Raw genomic sequence first — 20,618 nt, 5'->3', positions numbered from 1 at the left:
GCCGCCGCGCCGCTTTCACGCACGGCGCTGATGCTGCCCGCCGGGCCCACTTCCACCTCGAACACCTGACCGTCGACCTTGACCGCATAGACTTCGGGCGCGCCACTGGCGGCCTTGGCGGCGGCCGGGGCGGCCGACTCGGGCTCGCTGCCCGGGGCCGGTTCGAAGGCGGCGGGATTGTCGCGGTTACGGATAAATTTGAGGCCGATCTGCGGGAACAGGGCGTAGGTGAGCACATCGTCCACCACCTCGGTGGCCAGACGCAGACCTTCGGCCTTGGCCACCTCGGTAAACTCGCCGGTCAGCTTGTCCAGCTCATCGCTCAGCAGATCCGCCGGACGGCAGGTGATGGGCTCGGCGCCATCCAGCACCCGTTTCTGCAGCTCGGCGTTGACCGGCGCCGGGGCGGCGCCGTATTCGCCCTTGAGCACGCCGGCGGTTTCCTTGGTGATGCTCTTGTAGCGCTCGCCGGTGAGCACGTTGATCACCGCCTGGGTACCCACGATCTGGGAAGTGGGCGTCACCAGGGGGATAAAGCCCAGGTCTTCCCGCACCCGCGGGATTTCCTTCAGCACTTCGTCCATCTTGTCGGCCGCGCCCTGCTCCTTGAGCTGGCTCTCCATGTTGGTGAGCATGCCGCCGGGCACCTGGGCCAGCAGGATGCGGGAGTCCACGCCCTTGAGGCTGCCTTCGAACCTGGCGTACTTCTTGCGGACTTCGCGGAAATAGGCGGCAATCTCTTCCAGCTTGACCAGATCCAGGCCGGTATCCCGCTCGGTGCCTTCCACCATGGCCACCAGGGTCTCGGTGGGCGAATGGCCGTAGGTCATGCTCATGGAGGAGATGGCGGCATCCAGCATGTCGATGCCGGCGTCGATGGCCTTCATATGGGTGGGCAGGCTCAGGCCGGTGGTGGCGTGGCAGTGCAGCGCCAGGGGCAGCTTGACCGCCGCCTTGATGCTCTTGATCAGTTTCTCGGCCTCATAGGGCTTGAGCAGGCCGGACATGTCCTTGATGCAGATGGAGTGGCAGCCCATGTCTTCCAGCTTCTTCGCCATCTCGACCCACATGTCCAGGGTGTGCACCGGTGACGTGGTGTAGGAGATGGTGCCCTGGGCGTGGCCGTCAACGGCGATGGTGGCCTTGATGGCGGTTTCCAGGTTGCGCACGTCGTTCATGGCATCGAAGATGCGGAACACGTCCATGCCGTTGGTACGGGCACGCTCGACGAACTTGTACACCAGGTCGTCGGCATAGTGGCGATAGCCCAGCAGGTTCTGGCCACGCAGCAGCATCTGCTGTTTGGTCTTGGGCATGGCCTTTTTCAGGGCACGCAGGCGCTCCCAGGGATCCTCACCCAGGTAGCGGATACAGGCGTCGAAGGTGGCGCCGCCCCAGGTTTCCAGGGACCAGTAGCCGATGTCGTCCAGCTTCTCGGCGATCGGCAGCATGTCTTCCAGGCGCAGGCGGGTGGCCAGGATGGATTGGTGGGCATCACGCAGCACCACGTCGGTGATGGCAAGAGGTTTGGTCATATGACGAAGCTCCGTTAAGTTCCGTTTCCAGTTAGTCCATGTCTGAGCAGGGCTCAGCCTTTCTTATTGTTTTTGTATTGCTTGATGGCGGCACTGATCGCCGCCAGTTTCTGCGGGCTCAGACCCTGGGATGGGGTGGCCGGCATGGCGGCAGCGGCGGCCGGCCTGGGGGCCGGTTCGGCCGCCACCAGCGACAAGAGCTTGACCGCCACTATGGTGAGCGAGAGAAAAGCGAACACGAACGCCATCCCCAGGCCCATCAGGCTGGCGGCATCAAGCAGTTGGGAAGAGACATTATCCATCAGCATGCTCCTTGCTGTTTACTATCCGGCCAAGAGCATACCCAGCTTGAGGATGCCTTGGCAATGTTACATCTTGAAAAATGTTGTAAATATTACAAAAAAAGTGTGAGTCAAGCCACCTTTTGCACATTTAAAGCCAAAAATTAAGAATAAATATTCATGAATGGTCTTTTTTATGTGATTTGTACACAAAAACACAACATGATGACCACGTTATGGATACAAGGCAGGGGGAAATGGGAGACACAAAAAAACCGGCCTGAAGCCGGTTTTTTTAAGATGGCGCATCCGGGAGGATTCGAACCTCCGACCGCTCGGTTCGTAGCCGAGTACTCTATCCAGCTGAGCTACGGATGCAGATTGATTCTTTGCTTTAGATGGCGCATCCGGGAGGATTCGAACCTCCGACCGCTCGGTTCGTAGCCGAGTACTCTATCCAGCTGAGCTACGGATGCTTATCTAAAAACTGACTTGCTGTAAAAATGGCGCATCCGGGAGGATTCGAACCTCCGACCGCTCGGTTCGTAGCCGAGTACTCTATCCAGCTGAGCTACGGATGCGTAGATGGCGGTGAAGGAGGGATTCGAACCCTCGATGCGGGTATAAGCCGCATACTCCCTTAGCAGGGGAGCGCCTTCAGCCTCTCGGCCACCTCACCGTGTTTGCGGGGCGTATATTACTGTGCAGCCAAAATAAGTCAAACACTTTTTCCCGCCCATATTTTTGTTCGAACACTCTTTAAACACAATGAGTTAAAAGCAGGCGATACGAACAAAAAACGCCCCGGAAGCCTTAGTACTGGCTGTCCTGGCCGGTCCCTTTCTCGGCCTGTATGCGCATGTAAATCTCTTCACGGTGCACGGACACTTCCTTCGGCGCGTTGACGCCGATACGCACCTGGTTGCCTTTCACGCCCAGCACGGTCACGGTGACTTCGTCACCAATCATCAGGGTTTCCCCTACTCTACGAGTCAAAATCAGCATCTGGCTGCTCCTGTCTATCCGCTGTAATAGTTAAAAAATGTTATTTATTATCCAATAAAGGCTCTAAAAAACCTAGCCTTTCCCCTTCATACAGATGGGGTGTCCCCGCTACCAAATCAAGAGGCCTGTCATAGACAGGCCTCTTTTTCGTTCAGTCAGGGCATCTCTGCTGAATAAAAATTATAGCCGCTCTGTCAACCAGGGCGTCACCGAGGCCAGCGCCGCCGGCAGCTGCGCCGGCTCGGTGCCGCCGGCCTGGGCCATGTCGGGACGGCCGCCGCCCTTGCCGCCCACCTGCTGGGCCACCAGATTGACCAGTTCGCCGGCCTTGACCTTGCCGGTCAGATCCTTGGTCACCCCGGCGATCAGGCTGACCTTGCCGTCGGCCACGGTAGCCAGCACCACCACGCCGGACTGCAGCTTGGCCTTGAGGTCGTCCAGGGAGCCGCGCAGGGACTTGGCATCCACGCCCTCCAGGTTGGCCACCAGCACCTTGGTGCCGTTCACCTCGATCACCTGCTCCAGCAGGGAGGCGCCGGCATGGGCGGTGAGCCTGGCCTTGAGCTGTTCGATTTCCTTCTCGAGCTGCCGGCTGCGATCCAGCACCTGGCGGACCTTGGCCGACACCGAGAACAGGTCGCCCTTGACCAGGCCGGCGGCCTGGGACAGTTCGTGATCCAGCTGGTGCAGGTAGGCCTGGGCGGCCTCGCCGGTCACCGCCTCGATACGACGGACACCGGCGGCGATGCCGCTTTCGGACAGGATCTTGAACAGGCCGATATCGCCGGTGCGCCGCACATGGGTACCACCGCACAGTTCGGTGGACACCCCGCCCATGGTCACCACCCGCACCTCGTCGTCGTATTTCTCGCCGAACAGGGCCATGGCGCCAGCCTCCTTGGCGGCGTCCAGATCCATCAGCTCGGTGGATACCGCGTGGTTGGCACGGATTTCCCTGTTGACCATGTCCTCGACTTCCCGGATTTCCTGGGCGCTCATCGCCTCCAGGTGGGAGAAGTCGAAGCGCAGCCGATCCGGGCCCACCAGGGAGCCTTTCTGGATGACGTGATCGCCCAGCAGCCTGCGCAGGCAGGCATGCAGCAGGTGGGTCACCGAGTGGTTGAGCGCCGTGGCCTGACGACGCTGGCTGTCGACGGCGGCGGTCACCGCTTCGTCCACTTCCAGGGTGCCCAGCTCCAGGTAGCCCAGGTGCAGTATGCCGTTGCCGGCTTTTTGGGTATCCTTGACCACGAACAGGCCGTCGTCCATCTTGATGACGCCGGTATCCCCCACCTGGCCGCCGGATTCGGCGTAGAAGGGGGTCTTGTCCAGCACCACGGCGGCCTCCTCACCGGCGATCAGGGCCGGTACCGGCTCGCCGTCCTTGAACAGGGCGGTCACCTTGGCCGGCTCGGCCAGGTGCTGGTAACCGGTAAAGTCGGTCTGGCCGTCCACCTTGATCACCCTGGAGTAGTCCACCCCGAAGTTGGAGGCCTCCTTGGCCCGCTCCCGCTGCTGCTGCATCAGGGTTTCGAAGCCGGCTTCGTCGATGCTGATGTCCCTGTCCCGCAGCACGTCGGCGGTCAGGTCCGCGGGGAAGCCGTAGGTGTCGTACAGCTTGAACACCACTTCACCCGGCAGCACCTTGCCGTCGCCCAGGGTGTCGAGGGCCTCCTCCAGCAGTTGCAGGCCCCGATCCAGGGTACGGGCGAACTGCTCTTCTTCCAGGCGCAACACCTTCTCGATGATGGCCCGCTGGCTGTTCAGCTCCGGATAGGCGTCGGACATCTGCTCGCACAGGGCCCCCACCAGGGTATAGAAAAACGCCTGCTCGGCACCCAGCTTGCGGCCATGACGCACGGCGCGACGGATGATACGGCGCAGCACATAGCCCCGGCCTTCGTTGGACGGCATGACACCGTCGGCGATCAGGAAGGAGCAGGAGCGGATATGATCGGCGATCACCCGCAGGGATTTGTTGTCCAGATCCTGGGTGCCCACCGCCTTGGCGGCCGCCTTGATCAAGGCCTGGAACAGGTCGATCTCGTAGTTGGAGTGCACCCCCTGCAGTATGGTGGCAATCCGCTCCAGGCCCATGCCGGTATCCACCGACGGCTTGGGCAGCGGCTCCATGGTGCCGTCCGCATGGCGGTTGAACTGCATGAACACCAGGTTCCAGATCTCGATGTAGCGGTCGCCGTCCTCTTCCGGGCTGCCGGGAGGGCCGCCCCAGATCTCGGGGCCGTGATCGTAGAAGATCTCGGTGCAGGGACCGCAGGGACCGGTGTCCCCCATGGTCCAGAAGTTGTCGGAAGCATACTTGGCTCCCTTGTTGTCGCCGATGCGGACGATGCGTTCGACGGGCACGCCGATTTCCTTGGCCCAGATATCGAAAGCTTCGTCGTCGGTGGCGTAGACGGTGACCCAGAGCTTGTCCTTGGGCAGCTTGACCACCTCGGTCAGGAATTCCCAGGCGAAGCGGATGGCGTCCTGCTTGAAATAGTCGCCGAAACTGAAGTTGCCCAGCATCTCGAAGAAGGTGTGGTGACGCGCGGTATAGCCCACGTTTTCCAGGTCGTTGTGCTTGCCACCGGCCCGCACGCAACGCTGGGAACTCACCGCCCTGTTGTAGGCGCGCTGCTCGAGCCCCAGGAACAGGTCCTTGAACTGGTTCATGCCCGCGTTGGTGAACAGCAGGGTGGGGTCATTGTGGGGCACCAGCGAACTGGATGCCACCACCTGGTGGCCCTGCTGGCGGAAATACTCGAGAAACGCGGTGCGTAACTCGGATGTGGTCATCTGCATGGATAATCCTGTTTATTGCTGGGGTTCATAGGCGTTGACCCGGATAATTTAAAAGGTATCCGGGCCAATGTAAAACGCGCCTTGCGGCGGTGGCGGAGAAAGCGTTATTCCGGGTCGGATTCCAGGGCGTGGCGGATATGTTCGGGGCCGAATCCCCTCGCCTGCAGGTAACGCATGCGCCTGGCCCTTTCCTTGACGTCCAGCCGGCCGGCCGGGGTGAACCTGGCGCGATAGCAGTGCTCGGCCAGGGCGAACCAGTCGGCGGCGGCTTCCTCCAGGGCCCGTTCGATATCGGCCGAGGCGATGCCCTTGCGCTGCAGCTCGGCGCGGATACGCAGGGGACCGTGTTTCTTCAGGACATGCTGGCGCACCTGTACCGCCACGAAACGATCTTCCTCCAGCCAGTGCTGCTGCTCCAGCCGGTCCAGGGCCTGTTCTATCAGCGCTGGCTCGAAGCCGCGCTGGCGCAGCTTCCGGGCCAGCTCCCGCCGGCCGTGATCCCGGCGGGACAGGAGCCGCAGGGCGCAATCCCATAGCTGTTGCGGGGTCAGGTTCTGTTCCATGTTGCACCACTAAAACACAAAGGCCGGGACTATCCCGGCCTGATGCTCAGAAATCACCGCTGCTGCCGTCCGGCCCATCCAGCTCGGCCACCGTTTCAAAGTCGCGCTCGCCGTTTTCCTCCCGGGCCGCCGGGGTCAGCAGCAGTTGGCGCAGCTGCTGCTCGATTTCATCGGAAACCGACTTGTTTTCCAGCAGGAACTTGATGGAATTGGCCTTGCCCTGGCCTATCTTGTCGCCCTTGTAACTGTACCAGGCACCGGATTTCTCGATCAGCTTGTGCTTGACGCCCAGCTCGATCAGCTCTCCTTCCTTGGAAATACCGGCGCCGTACATGATCTGGAATTCGGCCTGCTTGAACGGTGGCGCCACCTTGTTCTTGACCACCTTGACCCGGGTCTCGTTGCCGACCACCTCGTCGCCTTCCTTGATCGCGCCGATGCGGCGGATATCGAGGCGCACCGAGGCATAGAACTTGAGGGCGTTACCGCCGGTGGTGGTTTCGGGGCTGCCGAACATCACGCCTATCTTCATGCGGATCTGGTTGATGAAGATGCACAGGCAGTTGGCGTTCTTGATATTGGCGGTGAGCTTGCGCAGGGCCTGGGACATCAGTCGCGCCTGCAGGCCCACGTGGGAATCGCCCATCTCGCCCTCGATCTCGGCGCGGGGCGTCAGCGCCGCCACCGAGTCGACGATGATGACATCGACGGCACCGGAGCGGACCAGCATGTCGCAGATCTCCAGGGCCTGCTCGCCGGTATCCGGCTGGGACACCAGCAGATCGTCCACGTTTACGCCCAGCTTGCCGGCATAGACCGGATCCAGCGCATGCTCGGCGTCGACGAAGGCGCAGACCTTGCCCATCCGCTGGGCCTCGGCGATCACCTGCAGGGTGAGGGTGGTCTTGCCGGAGGACTCGGGACCGTAGATCTCGACGATACGGCCGGTGGGCAGGCCACCGATGCCCAGGGCGATGTCCAGGGACAGGGAGCCGGTGGAGATGGCTTCGACGTTCAACGCCTTGTTGTCGCCCAGCCGCATGATGGAGCCTTTGCCAAACTGCTTTTCAATCTGGCCCAGGGCGGCGGCCAAGGCTTTTTCTTTGTTCTGATCCATGAGGAGCTCCCCTGAATGAATGCTGATTCGTCGTCGAAATGATAAGAAAGAGTATACTGGTTATTCGTACAGTATCAAGTGCGGTATGCCGCCAGCAGTGCCAGGCAGTCTTCCAGGGCGGCGAGCACCGTCTGCCGGCGCACGGCGAGGCGATCGCCATCCAGCCGGAGCAGACGGCAATGCAGGCGCTCGGCCGGCGCCAGGTAGCAGGCCAGCCAGACGGTGCCCACCGGCTTGTCCGGCGTGCCGCCACCGGGGCCGGCCACGCCGCTGACCGCCACCGCCAGATCGGCGCCGGAACGGGCGCAGGCGCCCCTGGCCATGGCCGTCACTACTTCTTCGCTCACGGCCCCGTGGTGTTCGATCAGCGTCGGCGCCACCCCCAGCATCTCGCTCTTGGCGGCGTTGGAATAGGTGACGAACCCCCGGTCGAACCAGGACGAGCTGCCGGCGATGTCGGTAACGGCACAGGCGATACCGCCCCCGGTACAGGACTCGGCGGTCGCCATCATCAGCTTGTGGTGCAACAGGGCCTCGCCCAGCCGCCGTGCCAGAGTCATGCTGTCCAAGGCCCCTCCCCGGGTCATGTGCTTGCGCCAATATGCTGGTATTATGCCGGCCCGGGCCGGCAGCGCCAATGCCTATCGCCCGCTCCTGGCACCAGAGCACTTCTCATGAAAATATAAGGTATTGATTTAGCTTATGAATCAAGACAAGACCCAACATACGCCCATGATGCATGGGTGTCTTTATATTGATTTATAAGTAGTTTTAAAAAATAAAAACAAAAACCTACATCTTAACCTACACAAAAATCAAGCTCGTAACTGAACTAGATCTTGCTTCACTCTCTACTGTTAACCTTCATTCTACTCCTTCACTCCCATCCAACTACACTGTTTCACTTCACAAGAAATAACACCAAGACAAATAATAATCATTTGTAAAAGTTTTCAGATACATATCACTCCATTGATATTGGCAGGACAACGCCGTCCCCTTCTCTCGCCTGGCCTACCAAGCATCAATGGAGTATTCGTTATGTCTCATCTCGTCGAATCCATGGCCTACGTGGGCCAGGTGCCCTGGCATGGCTTGGGCAATCAACTATCCCGTCAGCAGCCGCTGTCGGTCTGGCTCAAGGAAGCCGGCATGGACTGGTCCATCAAGCAAAGCGACGTCATGTTCAACGCCGCCGAGGAGGGCCTGTTCCTGCGTAGCCACGACGGCGCTCAGGTGCTGTATCGCTCCGATACCCTGGCGCCCTTGTCGGTGGTGTCCAACCGCTACAAGGTGGTGCAGCCCGAGGAGGTGTTGCACTTCTACAAGGACCTGGTGCAGGCCGTTGGCTTTGAGCTGGAAACCGCCGGGGTACTCAAGGGCGGCCGCAAGCTGTGGGCCCTGGCCAAAACCGGTCAGGCCGCCAAGCTCAAGGGCAATGACCAGCTCAAGGCCTATCTGCTGCTCGCCACCAGCTGCGACGGCACCCTCTGTACCACCGCCCAGTTCACCTCGGTGCGGGTGGTGTGCAACAACACCCTGCAGGTGGCCGTTGGCCAGAAGGCCGGTGCGGTCAAGGTGCCCCACTCCACCGTGTTCGACCCCAAGCAGGTAAAAGAGGCGCTGGGGCTCGGTCTGTCGAGCTGGGATACCTTCATGCGCGACCTGAAGGCCATGAGCCAACGACCGGTCTCGCCGGAGGAAGCCCATCGCTTCTTTGCCGAGGTGCTGGACGACCCTTGTGCCACCCAAGCCGACCTGCCGCCCGCCAAGCCGATGCAGCAGTTGCTCAGCCTGTACGACGGCGCCGGCATGGGTGCCGAACTGGCGTCCAGCAAGAACACCGCCTGGGGCCTGGTCAACGCCATGACCGAGTTTGTCGACCACCACCGTCGCGCCCGCAACCAGGATTACCGGCTCGACTCCGCCTGGTTCGGTCACGGTGCCCAGCTCAAGCACAAGGCCTACAGCCAGGCCATGGCCTTACTCCACTAATCCCTTCCTTCGATAGATTGCCCATAAGCCCCGCTGGCGAGAGCCAGCGGGGCTTTTATGCGTTTAGGAGACTCATCATGAAAGCACGTTATTCCCACGCCCTGCGCCTGGCCGACACCAAGGCGCTCACCCGTGAACAATGGCTGCAGGTGCGCCAGTCCGGTATCGGTTCGTCCGATGCGGCGGTGGCCATTGGCCTGTCCCCCTACAAGAGCCCGCTGTCCCTCTGGCTGGAGAAAACCGGCCGCCGACCGGCACCCGACCTGGCCAACAACGAGGCGGTGTTCTGGGGCACCACCCTGGAGCCGGTGGTGGCTTACGTCTACGCCCAGCGCACCAAGCTCAAGATGCGTCGGGTCAATGCGGTGCTGCAGCACCCGGAGCACCCCTTCATGCTCGCCAACCTGGACCGGGAGGTGCTGGGCCACCCGGATGGCGTCGGCACCCTGGAGATCAAGACCGCCGGTTATCACTCCGCCCCCCAGTGGGAGCAGGGCACTCCCCTCGCCTACCAGTGCCAGGTGCTGCATCAGCTGGCTGTCACCGGCCATGCCTGGGCCGATGTGGCGGTGCTGATCGCCGGGCGGGATTTTCGTATCTACCGGGTCAATCGGGACGACGACAAAATTGCCGATTTGATCCAACGGGAGACCGCCTTCTGGCAGCACGTGGTCAACGACACCCAACCGGAGCCGGACGGCTCGGAGGACGCCGGCCAAGCGCTGCAGGCGCTCTATCCCGAAGACAAAGCGCCGGTGCTGGATCTGACCGGGTCGCCGGAGATGAACAACCTGTTCTTTCACTTTCTGACCGCCAAGGAGAAGAAGGAGGAAGCCGAGGCCCGGGAGGCCCGGCTCAAGCAACAACTGCAGGCGGCCTTGGGCGAGGCCGGCGGCGCCGTGTTCCAGGAGGGGCAAATCAGTTGGAAGCGCAGTCGCGACCGGGTGGTGCCCGATATGGAAAAGCTCAGCAACAACCACCCGGAATGGCTGCAGCAGTGTAGTAAGACCGTACCCGGCTCACGCCGCTTTACCGTGCAACTGCAAAGGAGCAAGTCATGATCAAGGGACTGGCCATCACCCCGCCCATCATCGGGCGGATCAGCATTGGCAAGCTGGTGAACAAGAACGACAAGTGGCTGCCGGAAAAGGACGACAGCTTCACCCTCACCACCCAGGTCCAGAACCGCCACGGCTGGATGCTGCACCCGCTGCACCAGCGCTACGCGGAGGGCGCGGCCAACGGCAAGATCCGGGCAATCCCGGTACGGGTGTTGTTCAACGACAGCGAGCTGAACCTGCGCGCCGAATACAGCGCCTTCGACCGCAGTACCGGCCGGCCGCTGTGCGTGGGCAATGGCGAAACCGCCAAACGCGTCAATGAAGGAGGAATAGAAGAGGTGTGTTGTCCCGGGCCGGAGCATTGCCGCTTTGCCCATGAGCAGGGCTGCAAGCTCTATGGCCGGCTGAACCTGCAGGTGGAGGGGCAGAATGACGAACTGGGCAGCTTTATCTTTCGTACCACCGGCTACAACTCGGTGCGCACCCTGGCGGCCCGGTTGCAGTACTTCGAGGCGGTCACCGGTGGCCATACCCGCCATCTGGCGCTGCAACTCAAGCTCAGGGCCAAGAGCACCACCCAGTCCTACCGTACCCCGGTGTACTACGTGGACTTGACCCTGCGTGACGAGGACAGCCTGGCGGACGCGGTGCGCGCCGCGCTACAGGAGGCGGAGCACTACCGACAGGCCGGGGTGGACTTGGTCAACCTGGAGCGCATCGCCCGGCAGTTGCTGCACAACGGCCAGTTCGAGGACGGTGAAGATGAAGTCCCGCTGTTGCTGGACGAGTTCTACCCGGAGCAGGACGGCCAGCCCGAGCCCGAACCAGAAAGCAAACCCACCACCCTGGTCAAGTCCACCCGTCTGACCAACAAACTGGGCGCCGTACAGTAACCCCACGACCGTCATTATCGATCCACTACGCGCCGCCCCCGAGCGGCGCTTTTTTATGCCTGGAGTTTCCCATGAGCCATAACATCTTTATCGCCGGCGAGCAGGCCGGCACCTACCTGGCTCCCGGTCCGGTGACCGAGGCCGATATTCTGCACATGGCCAACAAGCTGGCCCGCCGGAGGCTGGCCAAAGGCCGGGTGCTCGACGCCCCAAGCAAAACCTTCGAGGCGCTGCGCACCCTGCTGCAGGAATGCGAGCACGAAATCTTCGCGGTGGTGCTGCTCGACAACCAGCACCGCATCCTGCGCTTCGAGCAGCTGTTTCGCGGCACCATCGACGCCGCCAGCGTCTACCCCCGGGAGGTGGTCAAGCTGGCCCTGGCCTGCAACGCGGCCGCCGCCATCTTTGTGCACAATCATCCTTCCGGCGATCCCGAGCCCAGCCGGGCGGACGTGGCCATCACCCAGCGCCTGCGCGATGCACTCAGCCTGGTGGATATCCGCACCCTGGACCACGTTATCGTCGGGCTGGAAGGCTGTGTATCCCTGGCCGAGCGCGGCCAGATCTGAGCCAAGGAGAACCCCATGAAGTTCAACCCGAACGAGCTGGAACCCCAGTTCAACGAGCAACGGTTCTGGCGCAAGCTCATGGCCAACCTGCGCCGGGCAGGCAGAGATGTGATCCGTCACTGCCTGTGCCTGTACTACGCGGCCCAGAAGCCGGAAACCCCGCTGTGGGCCAAGACCGTGGTGTACGGTGCCCTGGCCTACTTCATTATTCCGCTGGATGCCATCCCTGACGCCATCTTCGTTATCGGCTACAGCGACGATCTGGCGGTGCTGAGCGCCGCCCTGGTCACCATCTCGCTGTACGTGGATGCCGAGGTAGAGCGGCAAGCCGAACGCAAGCTGCGGGAGTGGTTTGGGGATTGAAAAACAAAAAAGCAACTCGCCGCCGTTTTTTGTTCCGAGTGACGCAATCCACCTCTACTCGCCGGCGCTACCGCCAAAACGCTGGCTGAGCAGTTGGTGCAGCGCCTGCATGGCGGCCAGGTGATCCGGCAGTCGCCGGTAGATATCCCATGCCACCTCTTCCTTGTAGGAATGCAGAGTAAAATTGCGGTCCTTGAGCATGGAGAGCCATTCGCCTTCATCGTCCAGCCAGTGGGCGACATAAGCCTGTTGCAGGCATTCCCGTGGTATGTTGGCCGAAATCTCGTTTAGCCTTCTACCATCACCTTGACCTGTTCGACAATGTGCGTACCAATAGGCAATGCCGAAGTGGCCGCCGGTGAGGGGGCATTACCGACGTTGACCGTGCGTGTAGTATTGACGAACAGGAAGTCATCCACCAGTTTACCATCCCGGGAAACAGCCTGAGCGCGCACCCCAGCCGGATAGGGCTCGAGATCCTCCAGTGCCAGCCCAGGGCAATAGCGACGAACCCGCTCGAGATAACCGCGCTTGTACAAGGAATCTTTCATCTCCATCAGTCCTGGGCGAAGATTGCTGGCCAACACCCGCAGGATGCCGGGGTTACTAAACATCTGTGCCAGATCGACAAGAGACACATCACGCTTGCGGTAGCCCTCGCGCTTAAACGCCAGCACGGCGTTGGGCCCTACTGTGACACTGCCATCGATCATACGGGTCAGGTGCACACCTAGAAACGGCATGGACGGATCGGGGATGGGGTAGATAAGGTGATTTACGATGTCGTTGTACTTTTGTGGAAGCCGGTAGTATTCACCCCGGAAGGGACAGATAGTAAAGCCCGGATCCTGTCCCAGCATACGGATAACTCTGTCGGCCATCAGCCCCGAGCAGGTGACTAGATAGCGGCTTGTAAACTCGCCGCTGCTAGTCTTGACCACCACCTCATCGTGGCGTTCTTCTAGGCCGGTCACCTGACAGTGATAACGGATCTCACCGCCCATGTGCTCGAACTGATCGGCCATAGCCCGGGTGACCGCGCCGTAGTCAACGATGCCGCTGGAGGGCACTAAAATGCCGCCCAGCCCGGTGATATTGGGCTCGCGTTCGGCCAGTTCCCCGGCCGACAGCCACTCCCGCTCAAGGCCGTTGGCGGCGGTACGCTCCCATAATGCCTTCATCCGCTCCATTTCAAGCTCACTGGTGGCCACCAGCAACTTGCCGCAGATATCAAAGGGCACGTCATTGGCCTCGCAGAATGTCTTGGTGGCCCGGTTGCCTTCCAAACAGAAGCGTGCCTTGAGGCTGCCCGGGGTGTAATAGACCCCTGCGTGGATCACCCCACTGTTATGGCCGGTCTGGTGCTGGGCCGGTCCACTTTCCTTTTCCAGCAACAGCATGCGCTTGTCGGGGTAAACCTGCTTAAGCTGCATGGCGGTCGACATGCCCAGGATACCGCCGCCGACGATAATAAAATCGTACATGTAATCCTCTTTATTGTTGAAATCACCCCGGATGCTGCTCAAAAACAAAGGATGCCGGCGAGGTGAGCATACCGGCATCTGCTTAGCATCAGAGGAATAGGGGATCAGTATTCATACTTGCCGTCATAACGCCGCTTGAGCTGCAGCGGATTACTCTCTTTGAGGGCAGCTGGCAGCAGGATATCGGGTAAGTTCTGATAGCACACAGGCCTCAAGAAACGCACGATGGCGGCACTGCCCACCGAGGTGGTGCGGCTGTCGGAGGTTGACGGGAAGGGACCACCGTGCACGGTAGCGTGGACCACCTCCAGTCCGGGCGGCCAGCCGTTGGCCAATACCCGGCCAGCCTTGCGCTCCAGCACCGGTAGCAACCGGCGGGCGACGTCCATATCGGCGTCATCCAGCTGCAGGGTGGCGGTGAGCTGGCCTTCAAGACGCTCAGCAACTTGCTGAACTTCAGCCTGATCGGCACATTCGATCACCAGGGCTGCGGAGCCAAATACTTCATGATGCAGACTTTCATCGGCGATAAAGTCCGCCGCAGCCACTACAAAGAGGGCTGCACGGCACTGGTTGGGAGCCGCACTTTCCCCGGCGCGGGCCACTTGCCGCACTCTGGCATTGGCTATCAGGGCATTCACACCCTGTTCATAGGCATCAAAGATGCCGGGGGTGAGCATGGTCTGAGTCGGGCATTGTTCAATACGCTCCGCGGCCCGGGCCACAAAGGCATCAAGTGCCTCGCTGCGCTCGGCGATCAGTAACCCCGGGCTGGTACAGAACTGGCCAGCGCAATTGTTAAGCACGGTGACAAAGGCCTCGGCCAGCTCCTGGCCCCGGGCCTTGAGCGCCTCCGGCAGCAAGAACACCGGGTTGCTGGAGCTCATCTCGGCGAATACCGGGATCGGCTCCTTGCGCTGCTGGGCAATCTGCATCAGTGCGGTACCGCCGCTGAAGGAGCCAGTAAAGCCTACTGCCTTGATACGATGGTCGGCCACCAGGGTGGCGCCTACTTCCCGGCCGGAACCGAACAATACCGAGAACACCCCCTCGGGCAGGCCGCATTGGGCCACCGCCTTTTGCACTGCACGTCCCACCAGCTCGGAGGTACCGGGATGAGCAGAGTGTGCCTTGACAATAACCGGGCAGCCTGCGGCCAGCGCCGAGGCGCTGTCGCCACCGGCTACCGAGAAGGCCAACGGAAAGTTGCTGGCGCCAAACACCGCAACGGGTCCCACAGGGATTTGACGAAGGCGCATATCAACTCGCGGCATCGGCTGGCGTTCCGGCATGGCCGGATCGATGCGCACATCCAGCCAGTCGCCGGAACGTACCACCTCGGCGAATAGCCGCAGTTGATTACAGGTGCGAGCCCGCTCGCCTTCAAGACGGGCCTGGGGCAGACCGGTTTCCGCCATAGCGCGCTGGATCAAGGTATCCCCCAGGGACTCTATCTCACTGGCGATGGTCTCCAGCAAGCCGGCACGGGTATCGAGGGAGGTTTCGCGGAAGTGGTCGAAGGCTTCCCAGGCCAGTTGGGCGGCGCGCTCCACTTCTTTGCTGGTCCCGCCATGATAGGCCGGTGCCAGTTGCTCGTTAGTGGCCGGGTTGATGGCATAAATGGGTTCACGGCTGCCGGCTACAGCCTGCTGGCCGATCAGCATTTCTCCAGTTAACAACATCTGCTTTTCCTCAATCATTCGTTTCACAGGTAGTTCTGCTCCCGCAGTTCGGTAGCCAGGGCTCAGTCCAGCTTGCCGTGGTAGGCATCGGTGATGATCCGCTCGATATCGGCGGCTCGAGTCAGGCGGGGATTGACCAGCACGTTGCCGCTGCGCATGGAGTCTTCTACCATCTGCGGCAGCATTGCCAGATCAACGCCCAACTCCTGGACATTCAGCGGAATATCAATGGCCTGGTTCAGGCGGAAAATGGCGTCGATCACCTTGCTGCCGGCGGCCTTCTCATCCAGGCCGTCCACATTTTCGCCCATGGCGACAGCGATATCCCGGAACAGACCCGGGCAGGCAGGCAGGTTGAACTTGACCACATAGGGCAGCAGGGCGGCATTGGCCACGCCGTGGGGAATGTTGAAAATGCCGCCAAATGTATGGGAAATGGCGTGTACATTACCCAGCTTAGACTGGGAAAAGGCCAGGCCTGCCAGGAAGGAAGCTACCAACATGTTATCCCTGGCCTCAGCATCTGTGCCCACGAAATAGGCCTTTTTCAGATTTTGCGCGATCATGATGATCGCTTGAATGGCCAGGGCCCGGCTGATGGGGTTTGCCTGCTTGGATACGTAAGACTCAATGGCGTGAGTCAGCGCATCCATGCCGGTCGAAGCGGTAATGGCCGGCGGTAACTTGAGGGTCAGTTCCGCATCAAGAATCGCCAGCTTCGGGAACAGCAAAGGGCTGATAATGGCAGTTTTGAACTTGTTTGCCGGGTTGGTCACCACAGTAGAGGCGGTGCACTCGCTTCCGGTACCCGAGGTCGTGGGAATGGCAAACAGTGGCATGGGAGCATTAACCAGGCGGTCGTAGCCCTCATAGTCGAGAATACTGCCCGGGTTAGTGGCCATCGCAGCCACTGCCTTGGCGGTATCGATGCTGCTCCCCCCCCCTACACCCACGATCGCATCACAGCCGGTGCGTTTCAACACGGTCACTGCGTCTTCGATCACTTCAACGGCGGGGTTTGGCTGTACATCCTGATAAACGTGATAATTCACGCCCGCCTGTTCCAGGGACGCAAAAAAACCGTTCAGTGCGCCGGCATCAATTAGCCCCTGATCTGTCACTACCAACAATTTTTCCTGCACATAAGGCTTAAGTAAGTTGCCGGACTGTTTTATCAGACCAAAGCCGGATTTGAGCGTAGTGGGGAAGTAAAAATTGAAGTTTTGCATAACATCCTCTTTGTTTGGATTTGGGACTTGCCCCAGTCAATAATTCCGGGCCCGGTCAAGCCGGGCCGGCGCTCCTAGTCGACAAACAGCAACGAGATTTTGGGCAAGAAGGTAAACAGCAACAGGTCGACGATCATCACCAGTAGCAGCGGGAAAACCTTTCTGACGATCAGCGCAAAGGTGGTATCACTCAGGCTCTTGGCAACAAAGAGATTGACCCCCAGAGGTGGTGTCAGCAAGCCGATCGCCAAGTTGGTGATCATAATGACACCAAAGTGAATGAGGTTAACACCCTCATTTCCAAGTATCGGCAACAGTATTGGCACCAGCAATATGATGGCGGCGTTCAGCTCGAGGAAAGTCCCGATCAAAAGTAGCACCACGTTAATAGCAATCAACAACCAAACTGTCTCGGCACCAAGGCTGGAAATCCAGTCGGAAACCTGTTGCGGAAACTGCTCTGTCGTTAACACCCAACCCATGATATTGGCAGCACCAATAATTAGAAGCACCATGGATGAAGTCAACCCGGACGATACAAAGATCTCTTTCAGATCAGCCAGCTTCAGTTCCTTATACACATACAAGGAAATGATCAGGCCATAGACGCAGGCAATAGCGCCGGATTCGGTCGGAGTAAAAACACCGCTGTAGATCCCGCCCAGAATAATCACTGGCATAGCCAGACCAAGCACTGATTTTTTCAGGCAGTCGATAAAATGAGGGAAACTGGTGGGTGTCCCTCCCCGATAGCCCCGTGCTCTGGAGTAATAAAAGGCATAGGCAATCAGCGACCCACCCACCACCAGACCGGGGACTATACCGGCGATAAAGAGATCACCAATACTGACATTGGCGGAGATGCCATAGACCACAAACGGAATGCTGGGCGGAATGATGATGCCGATAGTGCCACCCACCGCCATTAGCGCCACCGAGAATCCCTTGTCATAACCCGCCTTGATCATGGCCGGCACCATGATGCTGCCGATGGCTACCACTGTGGCGGGGGCGGATCCCGAAATGGACGCGAAAAACATGCTAGCCAGCAAGGCGATAATGGCCAAGCCTCCCGGAGTTGAGCCCACCATACTGGCGCCCAGATTGACCAGTCGGATGGAAACCCCACCTTTTTCCATGATCTTGCCGGCCAGCAGGAAAAAGGGTATCGCCATCAGCGGAAAAGAATCAATGCCGGTGAATATACGCTGCACGGTCACAAACATGGGCATATCGGTAAAGAACATGAATGCGAGCACACAGGCAAAGGCAATGCTCAGAGCCAGAGGTATGTTCAACAGCATCAGCGCGAACATGCCCATAAACATAGCGGATGTCATTTTTTCTTTCCTCTTTCCATGGCACCTTCGATATTCAGGCTTTCATTCCGGACATCGCTGCTTTTTTCATAAAATAAATAAACAAAGCTGATCAGGTAACGTACCGACATCAGCGCAAAACCACAGGGCACTGCTGCATAGGCATAGTAAATGGGCATACGCAGGGCGGGTGACAGCTGGCCTGCATCCATTAACCGGCCAATGAATTCGGCACCGATGTAGAAAAACCAGGCACAAAAAGCAAAGCTCAACACATTACCCAATTGAGTCATCATACGCTGGGCAGCAGGAGGAATTGCATGCACCAGTGCATCCACGGAAATATGCACAGAATTCTTGACCCCCAGACTTGCCCCCACAAAGGCTGCCCAGATCATCAGATAGCGCGCCACCTCTTCAGACCAAGACATGGGCAATTGGATCAGAAAGCGGTTGAGTACCGCCAGGAATACAATGGTCAGCATGCTGGCCATCAGCAGGTAGATAAGCCGCTCTTCAATACCGGTCAGGATCCCGTCCAGCTTTTTAAAAAAACCTATTATCGTCATATCAAAACACCATTCTTGCCAATAACATCATCACTGGCGTGCTGGTTTTATATGGGCCTGCACTTGAAAATACTCTTCTATCTCACCTCTCCGTTCGACTACTTACGAACCGAACGGAGAGGGAGTGGAGAGAAAGAAATAAAGCCAGGACGTTGTTTTCTAATACAGTGATAGCGTTAAGTACGATACCCTCGTCCATCACCTGGATGTGAGGAGGGTTACTGAAGACCTTCCGCCATAGCAACGGCCTGCATCAGCTCGTCAATAATTTCATCGCCCAGCTGCTTGCGATAGAAGTCATAAACAGGTTTGGTTTGCTCCCTAAATAGCTGCTTGTCTTCATCACTGAGCTCCACCACCTGCATGCCTTCTTCCTTGAGCTTTTGAAGACCTTTATTTTCCTGCTCGGCATTAAACTCCCGCTGGATGTTGGCCCAGTTACGAGCCTCTTCCTGAATAACGGTCTGGTACTCATCAGGCAGCCGCTCGAAAAAGCGGTTGTTCACTATAAACATAAAGGGGTTATAGACGTGGCCGTCCAAGGTGAGATGTTCCTGCACCTCATAAAAACGCATGCTCTCAATTAGGGAGATCGGATTTTCCTGACCATCGATCACTCCCTGCTGCAGCGAAGAATACACCTCACCAAAGGCCATGGGCGTGGCGGTAGCGTTGAAGGACTCCACCATCTTCATGTGCGCTGGGTTTTCCATGGTACGAATTTTCATACCATTAAGATCACTAGGCGATGAGATGGGACGAGCACGGTTGGTAAAATGGCGAAAGCCGTTTTCGCCCCAGGCTAGGCCGCGGATGCCAGTTTTAGGCAACATGCCATCCAAAATTTTCTGGCCGAAGTCTCCGTCCAGCACCTGATAAGCTACTTCTTGGTTTTTGAACAAATAAGGCAGGTCAAAAACCAGCACCTCAGGATAGATGCTGGACACGGGACCAGCTAACACCGCCATCTCAATGGAGCCGAACTGGACACCCTCCAGCTGCTCCCGTTCTCCCCCTAGCTGGCTGGCGGGGAAGGTGGAGATGGACACGGCACCATCAGTTCGCGCCTCCACGTTTTGCTTGAATACCTGCAGCGAGGCTTCAAGCCGATCATTAACGGCGGGAGAAGAATGGGAAACCTTGATTCGATACTCGGCACTGCTGGCTGCACCGGAGAACACCAGGGAGCATACTACCATGGCCTGGCAGAGCTTACGGGGCTTCAGTTGTTTAAACATAACTACATCCTTTTTGTTTTATTTATGACCAACAGGCATAAATTACACCATGTAAAAGGAGCTGGCCTGGTCAATGACACAGGCCGCCCACTACTTCTTAACGAACAATTTACGCAGCACGATAAAATATTGTAATGAATAGTCATGATTGATATATAACCAAAGGTAATCACTTTGAGAAGCTACAGCTACAATTCGAAGCAGTAAAGATCCAGACACCGAGAATGTCCGAACTCAACAAAAAACCATAACTATCTGAATTAAAAGAATAAAAATATCATCACATTCAATATATACCTACACTAAAGCAATCTTTTTCCTGAGGAAACCACGAGTAAGGCAACAACTTCGCGATGACCTACCCGCCTGGGAACTGTAAAATATTTGTGAGCAGCATCAGCAAGCGCGCCCAGACGGTGAACGTGAAGTACCGCTTGCCCAGTAAAGGGGCGGTCACCCACCTGGTTATCGACGCCACCGGACTGAAGGTGTTCGGTGAAGGCGAATGGAAACAACGCAAGCATGGCAAGGATAAACGCCGGGTCTGGCGCAAGTTGCACCTAGCCGTGGATGCCCGGACTCACGAAGTCATCGCCGCCGAGGTCAGCCTGGAGAATGTGGCCGATAACGAGGTCTTGCCGACCTTGCTCAACCCGTTGCGGCGTCAGTTACATCATGTGTCGGGCGACGGCGCTTACGATACTCGGGAATGCCATCAATTACTGCTCAAAAAAGGCAGCAAAGCGCATCCCACCGCGCAAAAATGCGGGCTACTGGGAAGAAGGACATCCAAGAAACGAGGTGGTCACGGCGCTGAAATCAGGGAGTCTGTCCGAATGGAAAAGCACATCAGGCTACCATCAGCGTTCGCTGGCAGAAACGGCGATGTCCCGTTACAAGCAGCTGGTGA

At 58.8% G+C, this 20,618-nt stretch carries 20 protein-coding genes and 4 tRNA genes; 6 read left to right on the top strand and 18 right to left on the bottom strand.

The window, feature by feature from the left end:
- The 11 genes from oadA to CGX12_RS14050 all read right to left on the bottom strand — a co-directional run.
- Window positions 1-1,535, bottom strand: a 1,535-nt coding sequence (gene oadA, locus CGX12_RS14100) for a sodium-extruding oxaloacetate decarboxylase subunit alpha (protein WP_094040501.1), incomplete at its 3' end; no start/stop codon positions are given.
- A 53-nt stretch (window positions 1,536-1,588) separates the two neighbouring features.
- On the bottom strand, window positions 1,589-1,837 hold the full coding sequence (locus CGX12_RS14095; protein WP_094040500.1) for an OadG family transporter subunit: 249 nt from the start codon (window positions 1,835-1,837) through the stop codon (window positions 1,589-1,591).
- A gap of 280 nt (window positions 1,838-2,117) precedes the next feature.
- Window positions 2,118-2,194 (bottom strand) — tRNA-Arg (locus CGX12_RS14090).
- A 21-nt stretch (window positions 2,195-2,215) separates the two neighbouring features.
- Window positions 2,216-2,292, bottom strand: a tRNA-Arg gene (locus CGX12_RS14085).
- 28 nt (window positions 2,293-2,320) lie between these two features.
- Window positions 2,321-2,397: transfer RNA gene (locus CGX12_RS14080), tRNA-Arg, on the bottom strand.
- 5 nt (window positions 2,398-2,402) lie between these two features.
- A tRNA-Ser gene (locus tag CGX12_RS14075) sits at window positions 2,403-2,495 on the bottom strand.
- A 134-nt stretch (window positions 2,496-2,629) separates the two neighbouring features.
- Window positions 2,630-2,821: a carbon storage regulator CsrA gene (gene csrA / locus CGX12_RS14070; RefSeq protein ID WP_094040499.1), complete on the bottom strand. Its 192-nt coding sequence runs from the start codon at window positions 2,819-2,821 to the stop codon at window positions 2,630-2,632.
- Window positions 2,822-3,001: 180 nt separating this feature from the next.
- Window positions 3,002-5,626, bottom strand: a complete 2,625-nt coding sequence (gene alaS / locus CGX12_RS14065) for an alanine--tRNA ligase (protein WP_094040498.1) — start codon at window positions 5,624-5,626, stop codon at window positions 3,002-3,004.
- A gap of 104 nt (window positions 5,627-5,730) precedes the next feature.
- Window positions 5,731-6,189 (bottom strand): regulatory protein RecX, encoded by a 459-nt coding sequence (locus tag CGX12_RS14060; protein ID WP_094040497.1) that lies wholly within the window; start codon window positions 6,187-6,189, stop codon window positions 5,731-5,733.
- A gap of 46 nt (window positions 6,190-6,235) precedes the next feature.
- Window positions 6,236-7,306 carry a recombinase RecA gene (gene recA / locus CGX12_RS14055; RefSeq protein ID WP_094040496.1) on the bottom strand — a complete coding sequence of 357 codons (1,071 nt, stop codon included), beginning with the start codon at window positions 7,304-7,306 and terminating at the stop codon, window positions 6,236-6,238.
- A 74-nt stretch (window positions 7,307-7,380) separates the two neighbouring features.
- Entirely contained in the window at window positions 7,381-7,866 is a 486-nt protein-coding gene (locus CGX12_RS14050) for a CinA family protein (protein ID WP_094040504.1), read from the bottom strand.
- Window positions 7,867-8,347: 481 nt separating this feature from the next.
- Between CGX12_RS14050 and CGX12_RS14045 the strand changes: the two genes are divergently transcribed.
- The 5 genes from CGX12_RS14045 to CGX12_RS14025 all read left to right on the top strand — a co-directional run bounded on the left by CGX12_RS14045 (window position 8,348) and on the right by CGX12_RS14025 (window position 12,187).
- Window positions 8,348-9,301, top strand: a complete 954-nt coding sequence (locus tag CGX12_RS14045) for a DUF932 domain-containing protein (RefSeq protein ID WP_094040495.1) — start codon at window positions 8,348-8,350, stop codon at window positions 9,299-9,301.
- A gap of 77 nt (window positions 9,302-9,378) precedes the next feature.
- Window positions 9,379-10,362: a YqaJ viral recombinase family nuclease gene (locus tag CGX12_RS14040; protein ID WP_094040494.1), complete on the top strand. Its 984-nt coding sequence runs from the start codon at window positions 9,379-9,381 to the stop codon at window positions 10,360-10,362.
- The gene (locus CGX12_RS14035) at window positions 10,359-11,255 is read left to right on the top strand and encodes a recombination directionality factor (RefSeq protein WP_094040493.1); all 897 of its coding nucleotides are present in this window, start codon (window positions 10,359-10,361) and stop codon (window positions 11,253-11,255) included. Before CGX12_RS14040 ends, CGX12_RS14035 begins: the two co-directional genes overlap by 4 nt.
- 71 nt (window positions 11,256-11,326) lie before the next feature.
- Window positions 11,327-11,824, top strand: a complete 498-nt coding sequence (gene radC / locus CGX12_RS14030; RefSeq protein WP_094040492.1) for a RadC family protein — start codon at window positions 11,327-11,329, stop codon at window positions 11,822-11,824.
- 15 nt (window positions 11,825-11,839) lie between these two features.
- Complete coding sequence (locus CGX12_RS14025) at window positions 11,840-12,187, top strand: YkvA family protein (RefSeq protein WP_176442072.1); 348 nt, start codon at window positions 11,840-11,842, stop codon at window positions 12,185-12,187.
- 54 nt (window positions 12,188-12,241) lie between these two features.
- Here the strand turns inward: CGX12_RS14025 and CGX12_RS14020 are convergent, their stop codons facing one another.
- From CGX12_RS14020 to CGX12_RS13990, 7 genes are all read right to left on the bottom strand, one after another.
- Window positions 12,242-12,457 (bottom strand): nucleotidyltransferase substrate binding protein, encoded by a 216-nt coding sequence (locus CGX12_RS14020; protein WP_254918303.1) that lies wholly within the window; start codon window positions 12,455-12,457, stop codon window positions 12,242-12,244.
- 17 nt (window positions 12,458-12,474) lie between these two features.
- Window positions 12,475-13,671, bottom strand: a complete 1,197-nt coding sequence (lhgO, locus tag CGX12_RS14015; protein ID WP_094040490.1) for an L-2-hydroxyglutarate dehydrogenase — start codon at window positions 13,669-13,671, stop codon at window positions 12,475-12,477.
- A 104-nt stretch (window positions 13,672-13,775) separates the two neighbouring features.
- Window positions 13,776-15,371: an aldehyde dehydrogenase (NADP(+)) gene (locus CGX12_RS14010; RefSeq protein ID WP_254918302.1), complete on the bottom strand. Its 1,596-nt coding sequence runs from the start codon at window positions 15,369-15,371 to the stop codon at window positions 13,776-13,778.
- Between the two features lie 44 nt (window positions 15,372-15,415).
- Window positions 15,416-16,582, bottom strand: a complete 1,167-nt coding sequence (locus CGX12_RS14005) for an iron-containing alcohol dehydrogenase (protein WP_094040489.1) — start codon at window positions 16,580-16,582, stop codon at window positions 15,416-15,418.
- A 74-nt stretch (window positions 16,583-16,656) separates the two neighbouring features.
- Window positions 16,657-17,922 (bottom strand): TRAP transporter large permease, encoded by a 1,266-nt coding sequence (locus CGX12_RS14000; RefSeq protein WP_094040488.1) that lies wholly within the window; start codon window positions 17,920-17,922, stop codon window positions 16,657-16,659.
- Window positions 17,919-18,470 (bottom strand): TRAP transporter small permease, encoded by a 552-nt coding sequence (locus tag CGX12_RS13995; RefSeq protein WP_094040487.1) that lies wholly within the window; start codon window positions 18,468-18,470, stop codon window positions 17,919-17,921. Before CGX12_RS13995 ends, CGX12_RS14000 begins: the two co-directional genes overlap by 4 nt.
- Before the next feature lie 218 nt (window positions 18,471-18,688).
- Window positions 18,689-19,708, bottom strand: a complete 1,020-nt coding sequence (locus tag CGX12_RS13990) for a TRAP transporter substrate-binding protein (protein WP_094040486.1) — start codon at window positions 19,706-19,708, stop codon at window positions 18,689-18,691.
- Between the two features lie 386 nt (window positions 19,709-20,094).
- On the opposite strand from CGX12_RS13990, the gene CGX12_RS13985 reads away from it, so the two are divergent.
- Window positions 20,095-20,618, top strand: a 524-nt coding sequence (locus CGX12_RS13985; RefSeq protein ID WP_368073557.1) for an IS5 family transposase, incomplete at its 3' end; no start/stop codon positions are given.

The organism is Zobellella denitrificans (assembly GCF_002237365.1).
Taxonomy (GTDB): Bacteria; Pseudomonadota; Gammaproteobacteria; order Enterobacterales; family Aeromonadaceae; genus Oceanimonas; species Oceanimonas denitrificans.
The sequence above is the reverse complement of the archived record's forward strand: the minus strand, read 5'-3'. Positions and strand labels throughout refer to the sequence as shown.